At 65.3% G+C, this 22,192-nt stretch carries 18 protein-coding genes and 1 tRNA gene; 9 read left to right on the forward strand and 10 right to left on the reverse strand.

Annotated features, from left to right (window positions below):
- Positions 1-84: 84 nt before the first annotated feature.
- Positions 85-2,913, reverse strand: coding sequence for a carbamoyl-phosphate synthase large subunit (gene carB / locus V5A20_RS01715; RefSeq protein ID WP_332314780.1), 2,829 nt, complete (start codon positions 2,911-2,913; stop codon positions 85-87).
- Positions 2,914-3,043: 130 nt separating this feature from the next.
- Complete coding sequence (carA, locus tag V5A20_RS01720) at positions 3,044-4,222, reverse strand: glutamine-hydrolyzing carbamoyl-phosphate synthase small subunit (protein WP_332326593.1); 1,179 nt, start codon at positions 4,220-4,222, stop codon at positions 3,044-3,046.
- Between the two features lie 357 nt (positions 4,223-4,579).
- Here carA and V5A20_RS01725 point away from each other — a divergent pair, with 357 nt between their 5' ends.
- Positions 4,580-5,263, forward strand: a complete 684-nt coding sequence (locus V5A20_RS01725) for an energy transducer TonB (protein ID WP_332326594.1) — start codon at positions 4,580-4,582, stop codon at positions 5,261-5,263.
- A 13-nt stretch (positions 5,264-5,276) separates the two neighbouring features.
- Here the strand turns inward: V5A20_RS01725 and V5A20_RS01730 are convergent, their stop codons facing one another.
- The 3 genes from V5A20_RS01730 to folK all read right to left on the reverse strand — a co-directional run bounded on the left by V5A20_RS01730 (position 5,277) and on the right by folK (position 6,874).
- Entirely contained in the window at positions 5,277-5,546 is a 270-nt protein-coding gene (locus tag V5A20_RS01730; RefSeq protein WP_332314783.1) for a hypothetical protein, read from the reverse strand.
- A 45-nt stretch (positions 5,547-5,591) separates the two neighbouring features.
- Positions 5,592-6,245, reverse strand: a complete 654-nt coding sequence (locus V5A20_RS01735) for a deoxynucleoside kinase (RefSeq protein ID WP_332314784.1) — start codon at positions 6,243-6,245, stop codon at positions 5,592-5,594.
- An 80-nt stretch (positions 6,246-6,325) separates the two neighbouring features.
- The gene (gene folK, locus V5A20_RS01740; protein ID WP_332326595.1) at positions 6,326-6,874 is read right to left on the reverse strand and encodes a 2-amino-4-hydroxy-6-hydroxymethyldihydropteridine diphosphokinase; all 549 of its coding nucleotides are present in this window, start codon (positions 6,872-6,874) and stop codon (positions 6,326-6,328) included.
- A gap of 524 nt (positions 6,875-7,398) precedes the next feature.
- Here folK and V5A20_RS01745 point away from each other — a divergent pair.
- From V5A20_RS01745 to V5A20_RS01760, 4 genes are all read left to right on the forward strand, one after another.
- Complete coding sequence (locus V5A20_RS01745; protein WP_332326596.1) at positions 7,399-9,525, forward strand: DNRLRE domain-containing protein; 2,127 nt, start codon at positions 7,399-7,401, stop codon at positions 9,523-9,525.
- Positions 9,526-11,164: 1,639 nt separating this feature from the next.
- On the forward strand, positions 11,165-12,004 hold the full coding sequence (locus V5A20_RS01750; protein ID WP_332314787.1) for a ParA family protein: 840 nt from the start codon (positions 11,165-11,167) through the stop codon (positions 12,002-12,004).
- A 25-nt stretch (positions 12,005-12,029) separates the two neighbouring features.
- Positions 12,030-12,497: a hypothetical protein gene (locus tag V5A20_RS01755; RefSeq protein WP_332314788.1), complete on the forward strand. Its 468-nt coding sequence runs from the start codon at positions 12,030-12,032 to the stop codon at positions 12,495-12,497.
- 93 nt (positions 12,498-12,590) lie between these two features.
- On the forward strand, positions 12,591-13,340 hold the full coding sequence (locus V5A20_RS01760; RefSeq protein WP_332314789.1) for an exonuclease domain-containing protein: 750 nt from the start codon (positions 12,591-12,593) through the stop codon (positions 13,338-13,340).
- A gap of 31 nt (positions 13,341-13,371) precedes the next feature.
- On the opposite strand, the gene V5A20_RS01765 is transcribed toward V5A20_RS01760, so the two are convergent.
- Positions 13,372-13,584: a hypothetical protein gene (locus tag V5A20_RS01765; protein ID WP_332314790.1), complete on the reverse strand. Its 213-nt coding sequence runs from the start codon at positions 13,582-13,584 to the stop codon at positions 13,372-13,374.
- Positions 13,585-13,615: 31 nt separating this feature from the next.
- A tRNA-Arg gene (locus V5A20_RS01770) sits at positions 13,616-13,688 on the reverse strand.
- Between the two features lie 130 nt (positions 13,689-13,818).
- Between V5A20_RS01770 and V5A20_RS01775 the strand changes: the two genes are divergently transcribed.
- A complete protein-coding gene (locus tag V5A20_RS01775; RefSeq protein ID WP_332326597.1) occupies positions 13,819-14,823 on the forward strand; it encodes an alpha/beta fold hydrolase in 1,005 nt (334 codons plus the stop codon).
- A 268-nt stretch (positions 14,824-15,091) separates the two neighbouring features.
- Here V5A20_RS01775 and V5A20_RS01780 read toward each other — a convergent pair whose 3' ends face one another.
- On the reverse strand, positions 15,092-15,895 hold the full coding sequence (locus V5A20_RS01780) for an SDR family oxidoreductase (protein ID WP_332326598.1): 804 nt from the start codon (positions 15,893-15,895) through the stop codon (positions 15,092-15,094).
- A gap of 75 nt (positions 15,896-15,970) precedes the next feature.
- Complete coding sequence (locus V5A20_RS01785) at positions 15,971-16,747, reverse strand: alpha/beta fold hydrolase (protein ID WP_332314793.1); 777 nt, start codon at positions 16,745-16,747, stop codon at positions 15,971-15,973.
- Between the two features lie 58 nt (positions 16,748-16,805).
- On the opposite strand from V5A20_RS01785, the gene V5A20_RS01790 reads away from it, so the two are divergent.
- The 3 genes from V5A20_RS01790 (at position 16,806) to V5A20_RS01800 (ending at position 21,080) form a co-directional block, all read left to right on the forward strand.
- Positions 16,806-17,552: an acyloxyacyl hydrolase gene (locus V5A20_RS01790; protein ID WP_332314794.1), complete on the forward strand. Its 747-nt coding sequence runs from the start codon at positions 16,806-16,808 to the stop codon at positions 17,550-17,552.
- Positions 17,553-17,580: 28 nt separating this feature from the next.
- Positions 17,581-20,196, forward strand: a complete 2,616-nt coding sequence (locus V5A20_RS01795) for a S9 family peptidase (protein WP_332326599.1) — start codon at positions 17,581-17,583, stop codon at positions 20,194-20,196.
- Between the two features lie 86 nt (positions 20,197-20,282).
- Positions 20,283-21,080 carry a CPBP family intramembrane glutamic endopeptidase gene (locus V5A20_RS01800; RefSeq protein WP_332314796.1) on the forward strand — a complete coding sequence of 266 codons (798 nt, stop codon included), beginning with the start codon at positions 20,283-20,285 and terminating at the stop codon, positions 21,078-21,080.
- Between the two features lie 42 nt (positions 21,081-21,122).
- On the opposite strand, the gene V5A20_RS01805 is transcribed toward V5A20_RS01800, so the two are convergent.
- Positions 21,123-22,190, reverse strand: a complete 1,068-nt coding sequence (locus V5A20_RS01805) for a PorV/PorQ family protein (RefSeq protein ID WP_332314797.1) — start codon at positions 22,188-22,190, stop codon at positions 21,123-21,125.
- Between the last annotated feature and the right edge of the window lie 2 nt (positions 22,191-22,192).

Genomic DNA, 22,192 nt, shown 5'->3' on the forward strand with positions numbered 1-22,192 from the left:
AGCTGGTCGGGGGCACCGCTTCGCCCTCTGACTTCCAAAAAGGCCTTCTGCGTTCATCCGCGGTGCCAGCGCGAATGTGCCAGCCTACCGGGACAGGTATAGGTCTTTCATTTCGTAGGGCTGCTCGAACTGGTCGGCGTCCAGCGACTCCACGAACGCAATCGACTCGCCGGTCGACTTCATCTCCGGCCCCAGCTCTTTGGGCACTTCGGGAAACTTGTCCCAGGAGAAGACCGGCTCTTTGATCGCGTAGTCTTCCAGGTCCGACTCCAGATCGCCACGCTTGCGGAAGGTCTCCAGCTTCTCGCCCAGCATTACCTTCGTGGCGATGGCGGGAATCGGGATGTTGGCCGCCTTCGCGATGAAGGGCACGGTGCGGGAGGCCCGCGGGTTGGCCTCGATCACGTACACGGTCTCGTCCTTCACGATGAGCTGCACGTTCATGAGACCGAGCACGTCCAGTTCAAACGCCAAGTCACGAACATACTGCTCGATGGTTGCCACCACCTCGTCGGAAAGGCTAAACGGGGGGAGGACGGCGGTCGAGTCGCCGGAGTGCACGCCCGCCGGCTCAATATGCTGCATCATCCCCGCGATCCACACCTCATCCCCGTCGCAGATCGTGTCCACGTCCAACTCGATCGCGTCTTCGAGAAAGCGGTCGAGCAGGATCTCATTGTCGGGGTACATGTCCAGCACGTTTTGAACGTACTCGGCCACCTCGTCCTCATTGATGGCGATGCGCATGCCCTCGCCGCCGAGCACGTAGCTGGGCCGGATGAGGGTGGGATAGCCGAGCCGGTCGGCGGTCTCAAGCGCCTCGTCGACCGAGTGGGCCACGCCGTAGGGCGGGAAGGGGATTTCGAGCTTCTGAAGGATGTCGGTGAATTTGCCACGGTCCTCCACGAGGTCCATCTTCGAGTAGGTCGTGCCGAAGATCTGGATCCCGTCCTCTTCGAACCGCTCGCCGAGCTTGATCGCCGTCTGCCCCCCGAGCTGTAGGATCACGCCCTCCGGCTGCTCCAGGTCGATCACGTCCTGCACCCGCTCCCAGAACACCGGTTCGAAGTAGAGCTTGTCCGCCACGTCGAAGTCTGTGGATACCGTCTCGGGGTTGCAGTTGAGCATGAGCGCCTCGTAGCCCATCTCCTGGGCGGCCTTCACGCCGTGGACGCAGCAGTAGTCGAACTCGATGCCCTGCCCAATCCGGTTCGGGCCGGAGCCGAGGATGAGCACCTTCGGCTTGTCGGTGACCGTGCTCTCGTTGACCGTCTCGTAGCTGGAGTAGTAGTAGGGCGTCTCCGCGGGAAATTCTCCGGCGCACGTGTCGACGAGCTGATAGGCCGGCGTCACGTCCTGGGCCTTTCGGTGGGTACGCACCTCGCGGTCGGAGACGTCGTCCGGCACGAGGTATGCGATCTGCTCGTCGGAAAACCCGGCGCGCTTGGTCTCCCACAGGAACCGGTCGTCCATCTCGCGGAGCGGCGTGGACCGCACCTCCTCCTCCAGCGCCACGAGGTCCTTGATCTGGTAGAGAAACCACTTATCGATCTGGGTGATGTCGTGCACCTCCTCCACGCTCGCCCCGTAGCGGAAGGCGTGGCGGACGTGCAGCAGGTTGTCCCACCGGGGGGCCTTGAGCCGCTCCCGCACCGTCTCGCGGTCGGCGTCGGGCCGGTCGGCGCCGAGCCCCGAATACCCGATTTCGAGGCTCTGCCACGCCTTCTGCAGGCTTTCGTTGAACGTGCGGCCGATGGACATGACCTCGCCCACGGCCTTCATCTGCGTGGTGAGTTCTTCGTCCACGCCCTCAAACTTGTCGAAGTTGAAGCGCGGAATCTTGGTGACCACGTAGTCGAGCGACGGCTCGAAGCAGGCGCTCGTGTCGCCGGTCACCTCGTTGGGCAGCTCGTCGAGCGTGTAGCCGACGGCGAGCTTCGAGGCCACCTTGGCAATCGGGTAGCCGGTCGCCTTCGACGCGAGGGCCGACGAGCGGCTCACCCGCGGGTTGATCTCGATCACAATCATGCGGCCCGTGCCCGGCTCGAAGGCAAACTGGATGTTGCAGCCGCCCGCGAAGGTCCCGATCGAGTTCATCGCCCGAATCGCCGCGTCCCGCATGCGCTGGAACTGCTTGTCGGTCAGCGTCTGCTGCGGCGCGACGGTCACCGAGTCGCCGGTGTGCACGCCCATCGGCGTCACATTTTCGATGGACGCGATGATGATGACGTTGTCGTTCGGGTCGCGGAGCAGCTCCAGTTCGTACTCCTTCCACCCGAAGAGGCACTCGTCGATCAGCACCTGGTGGGCCGGGGAAAGCTCCAGGCCGCGGGTCACCATTTCCTCGAATTCGTCGGCCTCCCACACAATGCCTCCCCCTGCCCCGCCGAGCGTATACGACGGCCGGATGACGATGGGCAGCCCGCCGAGCGCCTGCGTGATCTCCTTCGCCTCCAGCAGGCTCTTGGCCGTTTCGCTGCGGGACTGATCGAGGCCGATGTCGTCCATCAGGTTCCGGAATTCCTGACGGTCCTCCGTAATCTGAACCGTGTCGATGTCGACCCCGATCACCTCGATGCCTGCCTCGGCCCAGAAGCCGTCTTCCTTCAGGTCCTGGGCCACATTGAGGCCGGTCTGGCCGCCCATCGTGGGCAGCACCGCGTCGGGCTCCTCCTCCCGCGCAATCTGTGCGATGGACGACGGGGTGAGCGGTCGGAGGTACACCTCGTCGGCCATCAACGGGTCGGTCATGATGGTGGCCGGGTTCGAGTTCACCAGAACCACCCGGTACCCCTCGTCCATCAGGGCGCGGGCCGACTGGCTGCCGCTGTAGTCGAACTCGCAGGCCTGCCCGATCACAATGGGACCGGACCCAATGAGAAGAACGGTCTCGATGTCGGTGCGCTTGGGCATCTGGGGATTGCGTATTTCGGATTGCGTATTTCGTAGTCGCCTACTCCACGACGGTAAGGGTTGGGACCGCAGATTCTCGCTTGCCGCCTCGCCGTACACGTTTCCCCCCTTCCATTTTCCCTTCTCACGTTCAACCTTCGACGGACTGCGCCGTCACCGTCGCGGGCTCGACCGATGTCTCGGGAATCGTAACGTCTCGCTCGTCGGCCACCAGTTCCATGAAGCGGTTGAAGTGATAGTGGCTGTCGTGTGGGCCGGGGGACGCCTCCGGGTGATACTGCAGCGACATGCCGGCAAATGTCTTGAACTCAAGCCCCTCGATCGTGTCGTCATTCAGGTTCACGTGCGTCACGCGGGCGGTCTCCGGCGCAATCGACTCGGGGTCGACCGCGAAGCCATGATTCTGGGTCGTCACCTCCACCTTTTCGGTGTCGAGGTTTTTGACCGGATGGTTCGCCCCGCGGTGGCCCACGTACATCTTGTAGACGTCAAACCCCTCCGCGAGGGCCATCAGCTGGTGGCCGAGGCAGATGCCGAAGATCGGCAGGCCCGTGTCGATGGCCGCGCTCACGGTCTCGATCGCGTCCGTCATCGGACGCGGGTCCCCAGGGCCATTGGAGAAGAAAAACCCGTCAGGGTCCCAGGCACGCACGTCGCCCAGGTCCGTGTCGCCCGGCACCACCTTCACGGTGCAGCCGTGGCGGCGGAAGGAATGCAAAATGTTTTTCTTGACCCCGAAGTCGTACACCACAATGCGGGGCCCGGGGCCCTCACAGAAGGTGTAGGAGCGGTCGGCGGTCACCTTCGAGGCCAGCTCACGGCCGGCCATGCTGGGCCACTCCCGCGCTTTCCGGAGGAGGGCCTCCTCGTCCAACTTCTCCGATGCGATGACGGCGTTCATGACCCCTTTCTCCCGCACGTGCCGCACGAGTGCCCGCGTGTCGACGCCCGCAATGCCCACCAGGTCGTGGCGCTGCATGAAGTCCTCGAGCGTCTCGTCGGCCTGGGTGTTGGAGTGGCGGCGCGGGTAGTCGCGGACGATGAAGCCCGCCACCATCGGCGCGTCGGCCTCCATGTCCTCGCGGGAAGCCCCGTAGTTGCCGATGTGCGGCTGCGTCATCATCATGAGCTGGCCGTAGTAGGACGGGTCCGTCATAATTTCCTGGTACCCGGTCATGCTCGTGTTGAAGCACAGCTCCCCGCCGGTGAGCCCTCGCTGGCCGAGTGCAATGCCGTCGACGATGGTGCCGTCGGCCAGGACAAGTTTCGCGGGGTCGCGGGACGAAGAGGAAGACGAAGTGGGGCTCATGGTGTGGGGAGAGGATTCAGCAACGAGCGGCGGCTGGGTCCATAAAAAAACCTCCCCAAATGGGGAGGGCAGAAGAACGATTCCAGTGGGGCCGGTTCCGATGAATAAGGCCCAGGCTCCGGGGGAACGTCGGGAGACATGACGTGCGAGGGCGAGAGCGTTTGCAGGAACTGTTCGTCATAGTATAAACTGGCGGGGAAGTTTCCCAACCGCATCTCTCAGTCGCAGCCTCGTTTCGAAGGGTTTCGACATCTCGTCTGCGCTCACACTGCCGGACGGTCCGGCCGACCGGCCAGAAACAGATGTTCGGGCCCCATTTTTAAAGATGCGGTGTTGAGGCCCAGTCACCGTCCGCTCATGTCTCGCTCTACCATTTCCATGTCGGACCATGCGTACCGGCGCCGGTTCTTGGGGGCGCTGGCGGTCGTCCTGGCGCTTGGCGTGGCCCTCGTGCGCTGGTGGCCGGCACCTTCCCCCTCGGCCCCGGACGGCCCATTTGGCGAGCGGGATCCGGACCGCATTCAGGTCAACGAGGTGCAGCCCACGGCCCAGGCCCGCGAGCAGGCGCCGCCCCCGCCCGCTCCGGTGCCCCCAGAGGTCGTCCCCAACGACGTCGTGATCGAGGAAGACCTTGAGTTTGGCACGTCCGCATTGGCCGTTGAAAACCCCGAGGACGACGATCGACTCCGAGAGGGGGCCTCCGACACGCCCATACCGGCGCGCACGCCCGAAACCAACGCTCGCCTGTTCCGGGCCGTGCAGCCCGATTATCCCGATGCGGCCCGGGAGGAGGGCGTACGGGCACGGGTTCGCGTCGCTGTGCAGGTATCCGAGACGGGACAAGTGACGGAGGCCACCGTCCTCAAGCGCTGGCGCCATGCGAGCGGGGGCCGCCTCCATGCCGTAGCCCACCTCGACCACGGCTTGGAGGAAGCGGCCCTCGTCGCCGCCCGCCGGTCCCGGTTCCGTCCCGCACAGCAGAGCGGCCGGCCGGTCGCCAGCCAGACGACCCTCACCTTCGAGTTCGGCGTCTCCGAATGATGTGGTGGTGACGTCAGCGCGACGCCCTCTGGGGGTCCGTCTCCCCGTCGAGGTCACGCCACGTCGCATCCTCAACGTCCTTGCCCCAGAACGTCGGTTCGTCTCGTGCTGCTCCCGTCCGCTGCCGGGGCGAGGGGCCTTCCCATTCAGTCTGGCGGGGCGAGGGCTCGTGCCCCCACTCCTGCTCAGGCGAGGTCCCCTCGTCTCCCCCCATGAGGCGGACAAGGTTTCCGGACGCCCGCAGGATAAAGTACAAAATGATGCCGAAGACGAGATACTCCATCGTACGAGTCCACAAAGGGCCGTGCTGTCGGAACGAGCCGCATCGCTACGACGGCTGGACGTACCGGGTGCGCTCATCGGACGGGGCGACAATGTGCTGCACCAGTGCCTGGAAGTCGCCCGGGTGTGCTACAAAGTCCATCTCCGCGACGTTCACCACGAGAAGCGGGGTGCGGTCGTACTGGCGGAAGTACTGGTCGTAGGCCTCGTGGAGGCTCGCAATGTAGTCCGGATCCATGTTGCGCTCGTATGGCCGGTCGCGCTCCTCAATGTTGTGCAGCAGCCGTTCGGGAGAGGAGCGCAGGTACACCACGAGGTCGGGCGACGGGACCGTCGGCTCCATGAGGCGGAAGAGGGACTCGTAGAGCTGCAGCTCGTCGCCGCCGAGGGTCTGCCGGGCGAAAATTCGGTCCTTGTCGAACGTGTAGTCGCTCACCGCGAAGTCGCGGAAGAGGTCCCGCTCGGCCAGTTCTTTTTGCTGTCGGAATCGACTGGCCAGGAAGGCAAGCTGCGTCTGGAACGCCCACCGCTCCCGGTCCTCATAAAAGCGCTCCAGGAAGGGATTCTCCTCAAACCGCTCAAGCACAGGGTCGGCTTCGAAGCGGTCAGATAGAAGCTCGGTAAGGGTCGTGGTGCCGGCCCCGATTGCGCCCTCAATGGCCACGTAGTCCAGGGCGTCCGGGGGGGTCGACGAAGGCATTACGCAGGGCGGATTCGAGGCGGGTGTCAAGGGGCGGGCGGTCCAATCGTCCATTCGGGCCTACCGATCCCTTCGGCAACTCAGGGACCGGTGTCGCCAGTCGAGGACGTTTGTTCCTCCAGCGTGTACTCAGTCCGCTGAATGGAAGCCGGGTCGGTGCACTGATTGAGCAGCGATTGAACCGACCGGTCGAACGGCGGCGGGACGACGAAGTTTGGCGCGAGGTCGGCCCAGGGCCGGAGCACGAATCGGCGATCCGCGAGGCGGGGATGCGGAAGGGTGAGGGCCTCGGTGTCTCGCGTGAGGGCCCCCACCGCCAGCAGATCAACGTCCAGCGGGCGCGGTCCCCACCGCTGCTCGGCAGCCCGGGTACGGCCCTCTGCTCGCTCCACTGCGTGTGCCCCCCGGAGGAGGGACTCCGGCCCCGTTTCGACGGTCACACAGAGCACAGCGTTCAAGAATGGAGGCTGGGTTTCGTCCGGCGTGGTTGTGTGGGCCTCGGTCTCGTACACGGGCGAAACCCCGGTTGCATGGAGGGCCTCGCGGCCGTGCAACCGTTCAACAGCCCCGCGCAGGTGGCTCAGGCGGTCGCCTTCGTTGGACCCAAGCCCCAGATAGGCAGACGTCAATGGACTGAATGGATTTGCGAAAAGGCGCAGCTTTGGTTTTAAACTCCAGTCCCCACGATGGTCCGCCGGCGGTCCGGACGCCATCTTGCGCCCTCACCGCCGGTTTGGTCCTGTCCCCCAACCACGACTTTCCACCAACGATACCGTGCAGGTTGCGAGTTGAAACCTGAGTGGAAAGAACCTAAGCTGCAGGCCCCGCGACAATCCGGAATCGCGATCCTCGGTTGATTTTCAACCTTGCTCGGAAGCAGATTCGCCGTTGTGATGTCCGCCCAAGAACCCCCCTTCTCATGTTGAGCGGGTTTCCGGCCGGAGTACTCGTTCATGCCCGGGCATCGCCCCCCCGATGGCCATCGGCATGCGTCTTTGCACAGAGGGCTCCAGCGAGTCGGTAGACCAGCTCTCGGAGCAGGAGGAGCACGATTATCACCGGCAGCGCGCCGACCGACGGAACGGCTTTCCACGAGACCATGTAGGTAGATCTTGCGACGCTTCCAAATACTTCTCCACCGAAGTGGTGCGCCATGAACTCTACTCTCTTCCGATCGTCCCTCCTTCTGGTCATTCTGGCCGTCGGCCTGTCAGGATGTGATTCCTCTGGAAGTGGGATGGAAGATTCTGGCACTTCCCCGACTCCCACGGCTACCATTTCGTCGCCGGCACAGGCCGATACCCTCGACGAGGACGAGACCATAACCCTCATCGGAACGGCCAGCGATCCAGAAGACGGGACCCTTTCTGGAGAGGACCTGGTGTGGACGACGAGGGTCGACGACCGACTCGGGACCGTCGAAGAAAGACGACTCGGAACCGGCGACACGTTGACGGTGAATCTGTCGCCGGCATCACACACGATAACCCTGACCGCGACCAACAGTGCGGACAGAACAGATCAGGACAGCACCTCAGTTGCAGTGAACGGGCCGCCTTCCGCCAGCATCGCCTCGCCAGCGAACAAATCGGGCATCGACGAGGGCGCCATCATGCTTGCAGGCACCGGGGCCGACCCCGTCGGTGGAGAACTGGTGGGGGATCGCCTGGCGTGGTCCTCCGACGTGGACGGGTCACTGGGGGTCGGGGACAGCCTGTCGCCGGGCCTGTCGTCGGGTCCTCACGCACTGACGCTGACAGTCACTGACCGCGACGGCAATACGGCGTCCGCCACGGCGGACGTCGTCGTCGAGCAGCCCGGATTCAATACTCGCCTCCGTTTCTTGAGCGACTTTACGGAGGGCCAGAAGGAAACGGTACGAGAGGCCCTCACTCCCTGGGAAAGCGCGATCACGGGGGACCTTCGTCCCCTCTTCCCCCCATCCGGCCAGGCGGAGGAATGTGAGCTTCAAGAGAGAGGCATCGATGATCTCGCCGTCGCCGTTCAGAAGGCAAACCTCGACGGGCCCGGCGGCACGCTTGCCCAGGCGGGGCCGTGTCTTGTGCGAACGGCGAACACGGAAGACTTTGCCACCTCCGCGTCGGGCATCGTCACAATCGACGCGGCCGATCTCGACAACCCCAGGCTGAAGAGCATCGTCACCCACGAGGTCGGCCACGCTCTGGGCATTGGCATTGGAGTTATTCAGGGATGGGGCGAAAACACCACCGACCTCAATACTCTGGACCCGTCTCACACGGGGGAAAACACCACGGAGGCCTTCAACCAGCTGGACGGAAGCAGCGCATATTTGAGTGAGGGCGTTCCCCTGGAAAATATCGGTGGGGGCGGGACGGCCGGAGCCCACTGGCGACAGGGCGCCTTCGGTGGGAATAACTTCGAGACAGAACTGATGACAGGATTCATCAACGCCAGCTCGGAGTTGCCCCTGAGCCGCGTAACCCTTGCGGCACTCCAAGATATCGGCTACGAGGTGGACCTGTCGGCCGCCGATCCGTTTGACTTGCCCACGCCACAAGAGGCCCTCTGGGAGCCCGTTGCAGACGCCACCTTGAGCCGGCCTGCATCATCCGACGAAAACTTTGGCGTCCCCGGTGAAAACGGACTCGCCGATGTTCTTGTGGCCGGTTCCAACAATGATATGCTCTGGTCGACGGACGACCCGGAGGGCGAGGTGTTTTCCAGCCTCGTACGGTTTGACGTTCCGTCCTCGCTGCCGATGGGGGTCACCGTTAACAGTGCAGTGGGGAACTTCGTGGTCACAGACCGAAATGCGGAAACCACAGATCACGACATCACGGTGTCTCCGGTTGCGGAAAGCTGGGTGGAGGGGGAGGTGACGTGGAGCAGCCGACCCACACTCCGGGACACCATCGATGCATTTGATTTTGAGTCCTGCGAGCGGTGTACCCCGAACGTAACGGCCCTGGCCCGCGACTGGCTCACCGGAAGCGCCGAGAATCACGGCATTGCGCTCCGAGCGCCCGACGCGCCTGTGGACTCAACCTTTAGCGTCGGGTTCTTTAGCCGGCACGTCGATCGAATTCCGCAGCGACTATTCCGGCGGCCGGCCCTGGTTGTTTTCGCCGGGACCGGGTCGAGCAGCCTGAGGGCCCGTCCTCAGGTGCAGGAGGAAGGGCGGGGGACCAGAGAGCAAATTCCCCTCGGGAACGACATCCGGAGCGGGCCGCTCATTGGCATTGACCCGGAGGGGCGCGTCGTGCGGACTGAGCGCCTTCGTCCGGAGCGCCTTCGGTAGCCTGATTGGGAAGCGCCCGACAAACCGTCTTCGAGCAAGTCACTCCTGACACGCGCCATGGGGTCAATGAGGAACTGTACCACCGGACTGGCTGCCGCGCTTTGCTTCGGACTTCTGGCGACCGGCCTTGCGGCCCTCCAGGGGTGTCGTCATACCGAAGAGGGGACGACCCCGACGAGTCAACGTGCCGAACAGGATACGGTCCGCGTCCAGCCACCTGGATGTTTCAGGCTTCGCCTCACGTCGGAAGGTGCCGAGCGGGATTCGCTTCGGGCCTGGCTGCCGGCTGGGGCTCTACCAGGGATCGTCGAACTGGACACGACCCGGGCGTCATCCACAGGCGAAGGGGCCGTCGTGTACGACGCATACTCTTGGTTCGACAGTCGTCGCGAGTCCCGGCCGTTTTCGGTGTGGCGGCACAGGGAGGACGGGGCCGTCCGCCTGCAGCGCGCCGGAGCGCTCTCGGGCACACTGCTCGATCTTCGCCCCGACCGAGGATTGCTGAGCGGGGCCGTCACGGTCTACAGGGACGCCGGAATGAGGGGGGAGCCGACTCGGCGTGACGGGGCTGTGGAGGCCATACCCGTCTCGTGTCCGGATACGTAGAAACCGGCAACTCTGTACGTTCCGAGGTCCTGAGTGAGTTCGTGGACGGGATTAAGGAAAAGGTGTCTGGCGGCGATACGCCCGCGGCTAGAACAGCCCCCCACGAGGGACAGGATGGAGCGCTTCGAGATACGAGCGGAGCGTTCGGAACTGCAGAGACCCGTCGGAAAGCTGCGCCTCAGCCATGGTATATTTGAGCTTGGTAGAGCACGATCCCGACCTGCTCTCCTACTTCGTTCGACGCGAGGGAGAGTGGGCAGAGTGACACAGCCGCTCCGCAACGTCTCCCCCAGGCACCGAAGAGGGGGAAACTGCCTGAGAATCGTCTCGTCCTCTACAGTAGAGGAATTTCATCGGCGCCCTCGGCCACTGCCACTATGATGACCACGAGGCGCTTCTAATAGGCATCCAGGTCGGTGCGGGGAAGCTCCCGCCCCGGACGGGTCCAGCTGCATTGTAATCGGGAAAGTCCATCTCGGACCGTATTTGGTTCAACGTCTACGTCGAGCTCCTGGTCGAGGTGTTCGGCAATCCGGCCTGAGATTCAGCGCGGATCGGTTTCTCCATCCTCGTTTGGGTTCCCCTCCGGAAGACACCTGGTCTCCCCCTCAACCTTTTCAGGGATTTTCTTCGGGCGCCCCCGGCCGATTTATTCTTGCACCATTGGGACCGGTCACGTCGCACATCTTTGCCCTCTTCGAGGCAGAATATCCTTAACTGCTCAAAAACAACGATGTGGGCGCAAACCGCGACTCGCCCTTCCGGTCGCCGCATCTGTCCAGTGGCCCCCTAAATCGAAAATAGGCCCGCGACCGCGTGAGGGGCAGTTGGGGCCTCAACGTGCCCGGCGCCCCCGTCTGGACAGGGCAGCCTCGATAGTGTACATATGCACCCATCAATGTGAGTACTTTTTTCATTGGGTCCCCAAAAATTTCGCCACGACGGCGCTCGCGGTCTCGGAACGCTCTTTGCGGCCTACCAAGACGCCGCCGAAGACCACAGCGTTTGTTCCTCGTCGATGCCTCAAGGTCCCATGTACACCATTGCTGTCATCAATCAGAAGGGCGGGGTCGGGAAAACCGTCACGACCGTCAATTTGGCCTCAGCCCTTCAGCATAAGGGGCACGACCCCTTGGTCATTGACTACGACCCCCAGATGAATGCCACCGACTGGCTGATGGGGCGAGAGGCGACCGAGGACGATGCGACGATCTTCGACTCGCTCGCCACCTGGGATGGCGAAAAATCCGACGCCTGGACGTTCACCGATGTTCTTCGCACCTCCGAGTCCGTGGGGGTTGACTTCATTCCGTCCGACCGGCGCATGGCGGCGGCAAGCTTCGACTCGGTCATCGGCCGGAGCCCCGTCTTCCCCCAACAGTTCCGATGCCGCATCCAAGAGTTTCGCACGGCCCAGGTCCAGCGCAACTCCAGCTCCCCCAAGAAGCACGACTACTGCCTGATCGACTGCCCACCGTCGCTCGGCCGCAGCATCGCGACCGCCCTCGCCGGGGCCGACGGCATCATCGTCCCCATCCACGCCGACCGGTTCAGCATGCGGGGCGTCAGTCAGCTCCAGGACACCATCAAACAAATTCGCAAGGTGCACAACGACAGCCTCCGGATTCTGGGCCTCCTGCCCAATGACCTCGACCTGCGTTCCGGTCTGGTGAGCGACATGCAGGAGAAGTTCGAGAACGTATACTCCGACGTTCTCTTCGACACCGCCATTCCATGGCGCTCAAAGATCAACGAGGTGGCCACCTACAGCAAGAATATTATGGAATACGACGGGGCCTCCGACGCAGCCTCCTACTATCTCGCCCTCGCCGACGAAGTCGTGGAACGCTCTCGCGTCGCGACTGCCGCATGATCTCTGCTTGATTCCGACGGTTCCCATGAGCACGTCCTCCTCGCCCAGTTCCTTCAACGGCGACGGTGCCATCCCCGGATGGATGAAGGCGGTGGACCCGGACATGGCGTACGATGCTCCGCCCCCCACCGCCGACCGGCCGTCCCGCCCCCCGTCTTCCCCTTCCGGAATTTCGGGGGACGCCCCCCACGAAACGAGTGCAGACGTCGAGCCGTCGCCCCTGGACCAGAAGCTGGCCCTCTCCATGGCCGACCCGTCCGATCTGCCCGAGCCGAATCCGTCCCTACAGCCGACCCCTGTCGGGTCCGTGCGGGCGGACCTCTCCCGGCAGCTCGAAAAGGCCGTGTCGGTCCTCGAGTCCCGATACACGACGACCGTATCGAGGGGGCTTCTCTTGGAGTTTGCACTTCAGCGAATGCTCCTCCAGCTCCGCACCCAGGGCGATGAGAGCGCGCTCGTGCAGTGGCTCGATTCGGTGCTCCCCCGCCACTAGCACCCGACCCGTCGAGAGACCGGCGATCTTTCGTCCGATTCGCGCATATGGGGGCGTGTTCGTTGCTCGTCGAATGCACCCTCGCCCCCGCTCGTGCTCCATCTCAAACGGCCCCTTGTCTTTTTCGACCTCGAAGCCACCGGCACGGACCCCCAGACCGCTCGCATTATCCAGATCGGCCTGCAACGGTTCGTCCCAAACGATCAGGGGGCGGCACTCGACGAAACCATCGACGTGCTCGTCGACCCCAAGCAGGAGATTCCAGCGGCCGTGACCGACCTGACCGGCCTCTCGCCCGGAGCGGTACGGCAGGCCCCTCCGCTCGACGCTCACCTCGGTCGGATTGCTCCCCTTCTTGCCGACGCCGACCTGGCCGGGTACAACGCCCTCGCGTACGATGTGCCCCTCCTCAAGGCCGAATTCGAGCGACACGGACAGACGCTTCCGGGCCCCGACGACCGCGTCGTTCTTGATCCGTACCGCCTGGAGCAGGTGTTGCGCCCACGCACCCTTTCCGCGCTCTACGAGCGATACACCGACCGCACGCTCGACGACGCCCACGACGCCCTCCGCGACGTAGAGGCGGCCGGGATGGTCTTGCAACGACAACTCGCCGAGCATGACATTGAGGGCACCCCGGCCGACCTCGCCCAGCAGATTCGGGGCGACTATCTCGACGACCAGCGGCGCCTCAAACAAGACGGGTCTGCCGTGGTGGTGTGCTTCGGGAAGCACGACGGGAAGACCCTCCGTGAGATCCAGTCCGATCACCCCGACTACTTCGACTGGATGTACGAGACGATCGACGATCTTCGCCCGCACATCGACGACGTCCTCGAATAGCCCCCAAGCTGTGGAGGGCTCGCGGAATTTCTTATGCGCCCAAGACAAGTTGCAGGAGGAAGTGCGTCACGAGGATGACGGCGAGGGCCCCCGCCAGCATGGCCCAAAATCCGTGTTCGTCCTCCGGCCGCACGGCCGTGGTCGACCCCGACGACTCGCGGTGCACGTGGCAGAAGTCGCTGCCCTCCATCGCGTCGTTGCTGCAAGAGGATCCGTCCTGGTTCGTGGCTGCACAGGTGCCCATGTGGCTACTGAAGCGTGGCTGGGAAGCGCGGTACCCCTGCCTGGACTCGAACCAGGACTTGCGGCTTAGGAGGCCACCGCTCTCTCCAGTTGAGCTACAGGGGCACAGTTGGGCCGCCGGACCAACGGCGCATAAGGGCGTAGCCGATGGGGCGAAAACGGTTCCGCTTCGAACGTCGTCGACGAAGCGACGTTCGAGAATGCAGTCTATTCTTCCATCCCCACCTCCGTTTCGATGGCCGAGCCCTCTTCGTCTCACTCCTACGGGCGCACCGTCCTCGCCACCGGCGCGTCCCTATTGGGCACCTACGCCGGCCTTGCAGCCGCGAGGTGGGCGTACCGGCGAACCCTGCCGTCCCCCCTGTCTCTTCCACCAGCGCTTGACCTGGAGCCGCGGCCGATCGAGGGCCCAGACGGCCGCGCACAGTACTACGTTCGGCCCGGCAACGGCCCACCGGTCATACTCCTCCACAGCTTCAATGCCGTGGCGTCGAGTCGCGAGATGCAGCCCATCGCCGAGCACCTGGCCACGACGACCGACCGGCCCATCTATGCCCTTGACTGGCTCGGCTTTGGGCGGTCGGATCGGGGCCCCCGCGCCTACTCTCCGACGTTGTACGAGCGGCAGCTCTACCACTTTCTCACCGAGGTGCCGGATGGGCCGGCCGACATCATTGCGTTATCGCTGGGGGCAGAGTACGCCGCTCAAGTCGCCCTGCAGGCCGCCCCGCTCGTACGGCGGTTGGTGCTCATCTCCCCCACCGGCCTCGCTCCAACCCAGGGCCCGTCCGCCCCCGGCCGCCTGGGGCTCGCGCTGGCCGACCGCACCGGCACGTTCGAATTGCTCTACCACCGCCTCACCCGGCGCACGTCGCTCCGCGACTACTACGCCCGGCAGATCTTTCTCGCCCCCGATGCCATCCCCAGCGTGCTGCTCGATTACGCCGAACAGACCGCCCAGGTCCGCGGGGCGTACCGGGCGCCCCTCCGGTTCGTGGACGGCACCCTTTCCATCGAAAACGTTGCGGAGGACGTCTACGCTCGCCTCTACCGTCCCACCCTCCTCCTCACGCCGGCCTCCCCCGACGCGACGGTGCAGTCGTTCGAGCGGCTTTCCAGCCTCCTCTCCCAAAATACGCGCGATCTATCCCACGAGGCACTTCCTGGTGGCCTTCTACCCCACTGGGAGGCCCCGACTCCCTTTTTCGGCACCGTAAACGAGTTCCTTGACCTCTCGTGAGGATCCCGTGGCCCCTCTCCTGAAAAGCCTTTCTGGAGAGGCCGCAAAATTTGTTTTAACTTCCCTGTTTCATCGAAAGTTAGTGGAGCAAACGATTTCGCGCACGCTTACGAATACCTGCATTATCGGGCGGTGACAACCACTGGTTGTTGCTCACTTCCGTCCTTTTCTTCCCGCCCTCTTTGCCCCGGGCCGTGCCCTCCCCTCCCCGCCCCGCGGTCCGGGGCTTTTTTGTTTTCTCCGGATCGGCCTCAGAGCATGTTTGGGCCTACAGGAGATGCTTGCTCCGCCCCCCATCCACCGGAAGGGCCACGCCGGTCACGTACCCGGCCCGGGCGCTGGCGAGAAATGCCACCGTCGCGGCAAACTCGTCCGGCTCCCCGATGCGCGGAAGTGCATTGTCGTCCGCCCATCTCGCTTCCACTTCCGCCCGCGACTGGCCCGTTCGGTCCTGGATGTCGTCGGCCAGGCCCTCGAGCCGCTGCGTACGGGTGTAGCCCGGAAGCACGGTGTTGACCGTAATGCCGGTGGGCCCCAGGTCGTCGGCGAGGCTTTTGGCGTAGCCCTGCACGCCGGCCCGGGCCGTGTTGGACAGCGCGAGGGTGGGAATGGGTTGCTTCGACGACACGCTCGTCACCATGATGACGCGGGCGTGAGCGTCCTCGTCCGCCGCTGTGCGAAGGTGCGGAAGGGCGGCGTCGCAGAGGCAGATGGTGCTCATAAGGTTGAGCTCTACCGCGTCGCGGTAGTCGGACGGGTCCAGCTCCGCGGCCGTGCCGGACGGGGGGCCGCCGGCGTTGGTCACGAGCACATGAAGGCCCCCGAACGTGTTGACCGTCTGGGCGATCGCGCTCTCGACCTGCTCCGCGTTGGTTACGTCGCAGACAAGGGGGAGCACCTCCGTGCCCGTATCGTCGCGGATGGCGGCCGCCGCCTCCTGAATGCGGTCCCCGCTCCGGGAGCAGAGGGCCACGTTGCACCCTTCCCGGGCGAGCTCGTGGGCGACCGCCCGGCCCAGTCCCCTGCTGGCCCCGGCCACGAAGGCAGTCCGATTCGCAAGTCCTAAATCCATGGGTGTGCGTAGAGAGATGTGCAAAGACGATGCGGTCCCAACCTACGGATTGACACGCTGTGTGTCGACCCCCACTTACGATCCAGTGTCGGTCAGAAAGTCGGTCACCGTCTCGGCGAGCGCGTCGGGGGCGTCGGCGTGCACCCAGTGGCCGGCCCCGTCGATGGTCACGAGCCGGGCGTTGGGGAAGCGCGCACGGATGCCGTCCATATCCTCATCGGCCACGTAGTCCGAAGCCCCGCCTCGCACGAAGAGGGCCGGCCCCTCGAAGGTCGCCCCCGTCGGCAGGGCCGCCGTGATGTCGTCATAGTGGGCACGAATGGCGTCCAGGTTCATGCGCCAAGAGTAGGTGTCGCCGTCGTAGTCAAGGTTCTTGAGCAGAAACTGACGGATGGGCCAAGACGGTACGTCCTCGGCCAGCGCCTCATCGATCGCGTCTCGGCTTTCATACGCCTCGGGATCGATCCGGGCCAGGGCGTCCAGTAGGTCTGTGTGGTGGGGCGGATAGGCCTTCGGGGCCATGTCCACGACGATGAGCCGGTCGACCCGATCGGTGTACTCGAGCGCCGTCTGCATGGCGGTCTTGCCGCCCATCGAGTGGCCCAGCACGGCGGCCGGGGCAAGGTCATTCTGGTCGATAAACCGATGCAAATCTGCCGCGAGGGTTGGGTAGTCCATGGCGTCGGCGTGGGGGGAGCGCCCGTGATTGCGCTGATCGACGGCGTAGACGCGGGCCACGTTTTGGAACGCCGTCCGGCTGAGGGTGTGCCAGTTCCCGTGTGCGCCCAGAAGACCGTGAAGGAGAATGAACGGGGGCCCGGAGTCGCCGTACTGGTTGTAGAAAAGCTCCATTTGGGGTGGGGTTGAGTGAAAAACGCGTCGTTCGCACGGCTTTGAGAACCCGAGCCGTGTGTCGCTGAGGCTCCCCCCGCTCTACGCATCGCCACAGACGAACCTGCTCTGCATCTTGCACGTCCGCCTCGTCATCGTCACCGTACTGATCAGCCTCGGCCTCGTTGGTCCCTGCGGGGCTCAATCGGCAGACAGCCTGGCTTCGGGCGCCGCGTCCCCCTCAACGAACGCCGTAAGCGCGTGGGCTGGGGGATCATTCGCGACCGTCAGTCTCATCGGAAACATTCAGAACGCCCATGTGGGGCTGCTCGGGCTCCGCTATCACCGCCTCCTCACCCCCTCGTCCCCAAATTCGCCTCCCCGCGGCCCGACCCTCACGTACATGGCGGACCTGGTTCCCGTTCTCCTCGTGTCTATCCCGTCCGGCGCCCTTCCCACACTCCCCTTAGACGCATCCGGCACGGAAGGATCTTCTCCGGGACACCGTTCCCAGACACTGACGGCCTACGGCGTCGGGGTGCGTCCGGCCGGGCTGCGTCTTACCTACCGGCCCGCCGAGCGCGTGCAGCCGTTCGTTGCGGGGAGCACGGGCCTCGCGCTCTTCGACCAGTCCATCCCCAACACGCTGGGGCGGTCGCTGAACTTTATGTTTGACGTGGGGGCGGGGGTGCGGATCGCCGTGACACCGGCCCTTGTTCTGACTGCCAGCTACCGCTACTACCACCTATCCAACGGCTTTCGTGGACAAATCAATCCCGGCGTTGATGCAAATCTTCTACAACTTGGCGTCACCGTGTCTCCGTAGCGTCCGCCCAACGCCCGCTCTTTGTCTTTTGGTCGGTCTCCTGACGGGCCTCCTTCCTTCATCCCCCGCACTCGCTCAGGTCCCCTCGGGCGAGGAGCAGGCCGTTCAGGCCCGGGACCTGTACCGAATGCAGGAGGTGAGGGACGTCGCACTGTCCCCCCGTGGCCGCTCCGTGGCGTATACGGTGCGCCATCTCACGCCGGCCCGGTCCGCCACGCCCCGCACGCGGCTGCACGTCACGCGAACGAGTGGGCGCGATGACCCGCGCCTGTTGTCTCGAGGCAGGGGCGATGTCCGCGCGCCCGCCTGGCATCCCGACGGCACGCATCTCGCCTTCGTGCGCCCCGTCGGCGGCACCCCGCAGGTATTCGTGGTTCCTCTCGATGGGGGCGTTCCGTATCAGCTGACCGACCTCTCGCACGGCGCCCAGGCTCCCCAGTGGAGCCCCAATGGAAAGCGACTGCTCTTCGCGAGCCCCGTCCCCGAATCGACGATCCACCGACAAACAGGCCGTTCCCCGGTTAGTGAGCGCCCCGGCCGGACGGCGTCGGACACCGTTCGCGCCCCCGCGCCCGACACGCTCCTGGTGCTTCGACACGCCCAAACGCTCGATCCCCTCGACACCCTTGCTGTCGACACGGATGGGCGCCTCCAGACGCCGGCAGACACCACCGACACCCTGCGGACCCCGCAGCATTCTTCCATCCCGGACTCCCTCGCCGCCCCGGCCGTGGATCGCCTCACGGCCCTGTCCCCCGATAGCCTGCGGGCCCTGTTCGACCAGCTTCGGCTCCGCCCCGATACCACGACGGTCGCCGTTCGGCCCGACACCGCCGCCACGCCGGACGGAAACCTCGCACAGGTCCGACGGTGGATGCACCAGAATCGCCGTTCCGGCGCGGCCCTCGTATCGTCTCGCCTTGAGATACACGGAGAGCGGCAGCTCCAGCCGACCCCGACCTACCGGCATCACTACGTCGTCGACGTTCCGACCGGCCTCCGCTCCGGCCAGCCGCCACGTCCCACCCCCCAACCGGTTACGGGCGGCTACCGCTCGTACGGGCAGGCCGACTGGCTGCCTGGGGGCGGGCAGGTCATCGTAAGCGGCACGCCCTCCACAGATCGTCCCCCCGACCGCGTCCGCCAGCGCAACCTGTACGTGGCCGACCTCGACCGAGGCCGGCTTCAGCGCTTGCTTCGCCTCGAGGATTACGCCCTCACGGCCCCAACCGTCACGACCGACGGGAATACGGTGGCCTTCCGGCTCCAGGCCCTGTCCCCGCCGGGCGACGCGCCCGCCGAGGTTGGGCTCTTTGCCCTGGACGGCCGGTCGAAGCCCCGCATTGTCACGAGTACCCTCGATCGCAACATTGCCTCGTTCAAGTGGTCGGCCGATGGGTGGTACCTCTACGCAATCGCCCCGTCGGGCGGCGGACGGTCCCTCTACCGTTTTACCCCTTTTGCTCGGGATACCACCGACGGGTCCCCGCCTGCCCAGAGCCCGAGCATGACCGCCGACCAGCCCACATCGCGCGACACCTTCACGTTTGACTCAACGATGGTCCGACCGGCCGCGGCCCAACAAATGACCCCAGCCGCGCGAGCCGTGCACGCGTTCGACGTGACCGACGCCACGGCCGTCTACGCCTCGACGGACCCCACCACCCCCTCCGCCCTCTACGCCAACACGGTCAGCTTCAACAACGAGCGGCCCCTCGCCACGCCCAACGCCGAGTGGCTGGCCCAACGGCAGGTCGCGACCTCCGAGCGCGTCTCCGCGTCTCATGACAGCCTCAACATCACGGGGTGGGTCACGCGTCCGGCTGCCGCTGCGGATTCACTCCAGCATCCCCTACTCGTGCAGGCCCGCGGCGGGCCGCCGGAACTAAGTGCTCCGTACACGCCGGAGACCTGGTTTGAGCGGCAGTACCTCGCGGGCCGAGGACTGGGGATCGTCGAGGTGCTGCCTCGGGGCTCGGCCGGCTTCGGAACGGCCTTCCGGCGGGCGAACGACCAAAACTGGGGCCCGGGCCCGGCCCGAGACGTGCTCGCCCTGACGGACACCATCGCGTCGCGGTCCTGGATTGACTCGACGCAGGTGGCCCTCGCCGGCACCGGCTATGGGGGCACCCTCACCGCCTGGCTCCTTGGCCAGACCGACCGGTTCGCGGCCGGCGTCGCGCTCAATGGCGTGTATGATCTTCCGGCACTGCTGGACGGCGGCCATGCGTGGCATCTTGTGCCGCAAGAGTTTGGCGGGTACCCGTGGGAGGACGTCCCGCCGTTTTCGCTCGGCGATCCTGTGCTAGCCCCCAACGTTTCGTCTCCCGACTCGACCGGACAAACCCCCTGGACCGCGCTTCATTCCAACTCGCCACTCACGTACGCCCACCTGATCCGCACGCCGCTCTTGCTGATGCAGGGCGGGGCCGACCGGCGGGTCGGGCCGTCCCAGGGCGAGCGCCTCTACAAACGCCTCAAGATCCTGGATCGCCCCGTCGAGTACGTGCGGTACCCCGGCGTCGGGCACGACCTGTCCGCTTCGGCCTCGCCTCGCACCCGGCTGGACCGCCTCGTACGGACCTACGAGTTCCTCGCGCGGTTTCTGGACGTTGCCCCGTCCCCGTCCGCCCGCCGGCCGTGAGGGCACGTGGATGCTCTATAGGGGCCACAACTCCAGTGGCCACGCCTTTCCCTCTCCGATCCCGTGATCGCGAATCCCCACCTCCCATGCTGCGCACCCTAGCTGCCCGCGTCCGCCGTGAGTGGGACCGCCTCCACCGGGCCGCCGTCTCCCTCGACGGGCAGACGACCTTCGTCCTTACGAGCGCGGCGGTGCTCGTCGTCCTCCAGTTTATTCTGGGCGATCGCGGGCTCTTTCGCACCCACCTGGCCTCCTTCCTTCCTCCGGACTGGCACGGGCTCGCGGGGTGGGGCTGGTGGTTCGGGATGCAGGGCCTGCTCGGCTTCGTGGTCCCGGCGGTTGCCTTCCGGGCCCTCTTCGCAGACAACCGTGCCGAAATGGGCCTGGGCCTGGGCGACTGGCGAGTGGCAAGCGTCGTGGCGGCCCTCTACCTGCCCGTGGTGGCGGTGGGCACCTGGGTCCTCTCCGACGGGGCGGCCTTTCAGGAGCAATACCCGCACTACCAGCCGGCAACCCGGGACTGGGGCCTCTTCCTGATCTACGAGGCCCTGTTTTTGTTTTACTGGATCGGCTGGGAGTACCTGTGGCGCGGGTTTGTGCTCTTCGGCACCGCGCCGGCCTTCGGGCTGTCGGCCATCTTTGTGCAGGCGCTTCCCTTCGCCGCCCTCCACGTTACGAAGCCGTGGCCGGAGGCGCTGCTCTCCGTCGTGGGCGGCATCGCGCTGGGCGCCCTCGTCTGGCGGTGCCGGTCCTTCTGGATCGCCGTCCCCATCCACGCCGCACAGATGATGCTGCTCGACCTGTGGTGCACCCTCCGGATCCGGACGGGGGTAACCGGAAAGGGCCTCGATGCCTATTTCGAGCTCTGGGCCCAGCTCGGATGAGAAGAACATCACGGATCCCCGGCTCGCGTTCTCCCCCGTGCCCTATAGGAAAAGCTCCACGGTTCCGGTATTCATGATGGATCGGACGTGGGGCTCAAGCGTGGCCGCATAGCTGACACGAAGGTCCAGGTCCCCCACCGACTGCCGCAGCCCGAACCCGGCACTGGGGCGGAGGCCGCTCGTGTCGTCTACCCCAAGACGGTCGACCCCCACCCGAATCCGAAGAATCTCGAGGGGACGGTAGGAAGCCCCGACCCGCCCCCGCAGGCCGTGCAGGAGAAACGACTCGGTGCGGGTCCGTGCCCGTGGGCCCCCAGAGGTCACGAGCGTCTGCTGCACGCGCCGGTCCCGCGCCGTGTAGCGGGACTCCACCTCCGCCAGTAGTTGGAGGCGGTCGTCGAGGAGCGCGTAGCTGCCGCCCACCTGCACCCGCACCGGAAACCGATCCGTGTGGCTTCCGCCTCCTACTGGGGCCGCGTCCCACTCGTACCGGGCCAGCAGGTCTTTCACGGCGGCGGCCACAGAGAGCCGATCGGTCGCCTGCACACGCACTCCCAAATCGACCCCGAAGCCCCGAACAGGATCCACCTCGGGCAACAGGTCGGACTGGTACAGGGTGAGGGTCGTGCCCACCGCGAGCCAGTCCGCGAAGCGGTTGCCGAACGCGAGCGAGAGCGCAAACTCGTCGGTCGACAGCGTCTCGGTGCGAGCGCCGTCCGCATTGCGGCCGTCAATGCCGTTGACGCCGGCGTGGGTGAGGCTCAGCCCGATCCCCGCGGTCGGGCCGAGGGGCGCCGCAAACTCGAGAAACTGCAGCTCACGGTCGAACGACAGCAGCGCGGCAGACGCGGAGACCCGCTGGCCGGAGGCCGACGGGAGGAGGGCGGGGTTGTAGTGAGGACTCACGTCCGCAGACGGGTCGGCCACGAGGGCGTTGCCCAGCGCCAGGCCCCGGGCCCCGAACCCAACCCGCGAAAACGCCCCCGTGCCAACGTCCTGGCCGCTTGCCGAGACCGGTCCGCCCGCCATGATCCCGATCCCGAGCAGAACGCTCAGGGCCACCCGCCGCCCCGAACGAGCAACCAGCAATGTGAGAAACCAATTCTGCATGG

The organism is Salinibacter sp. (genome assembly GCF_036626415.1).
Lineage (GTDB): Bacteria > Bacteroidota > Rhodothermia > Rhodothermales > Salinibacteraceae > Salinibacter.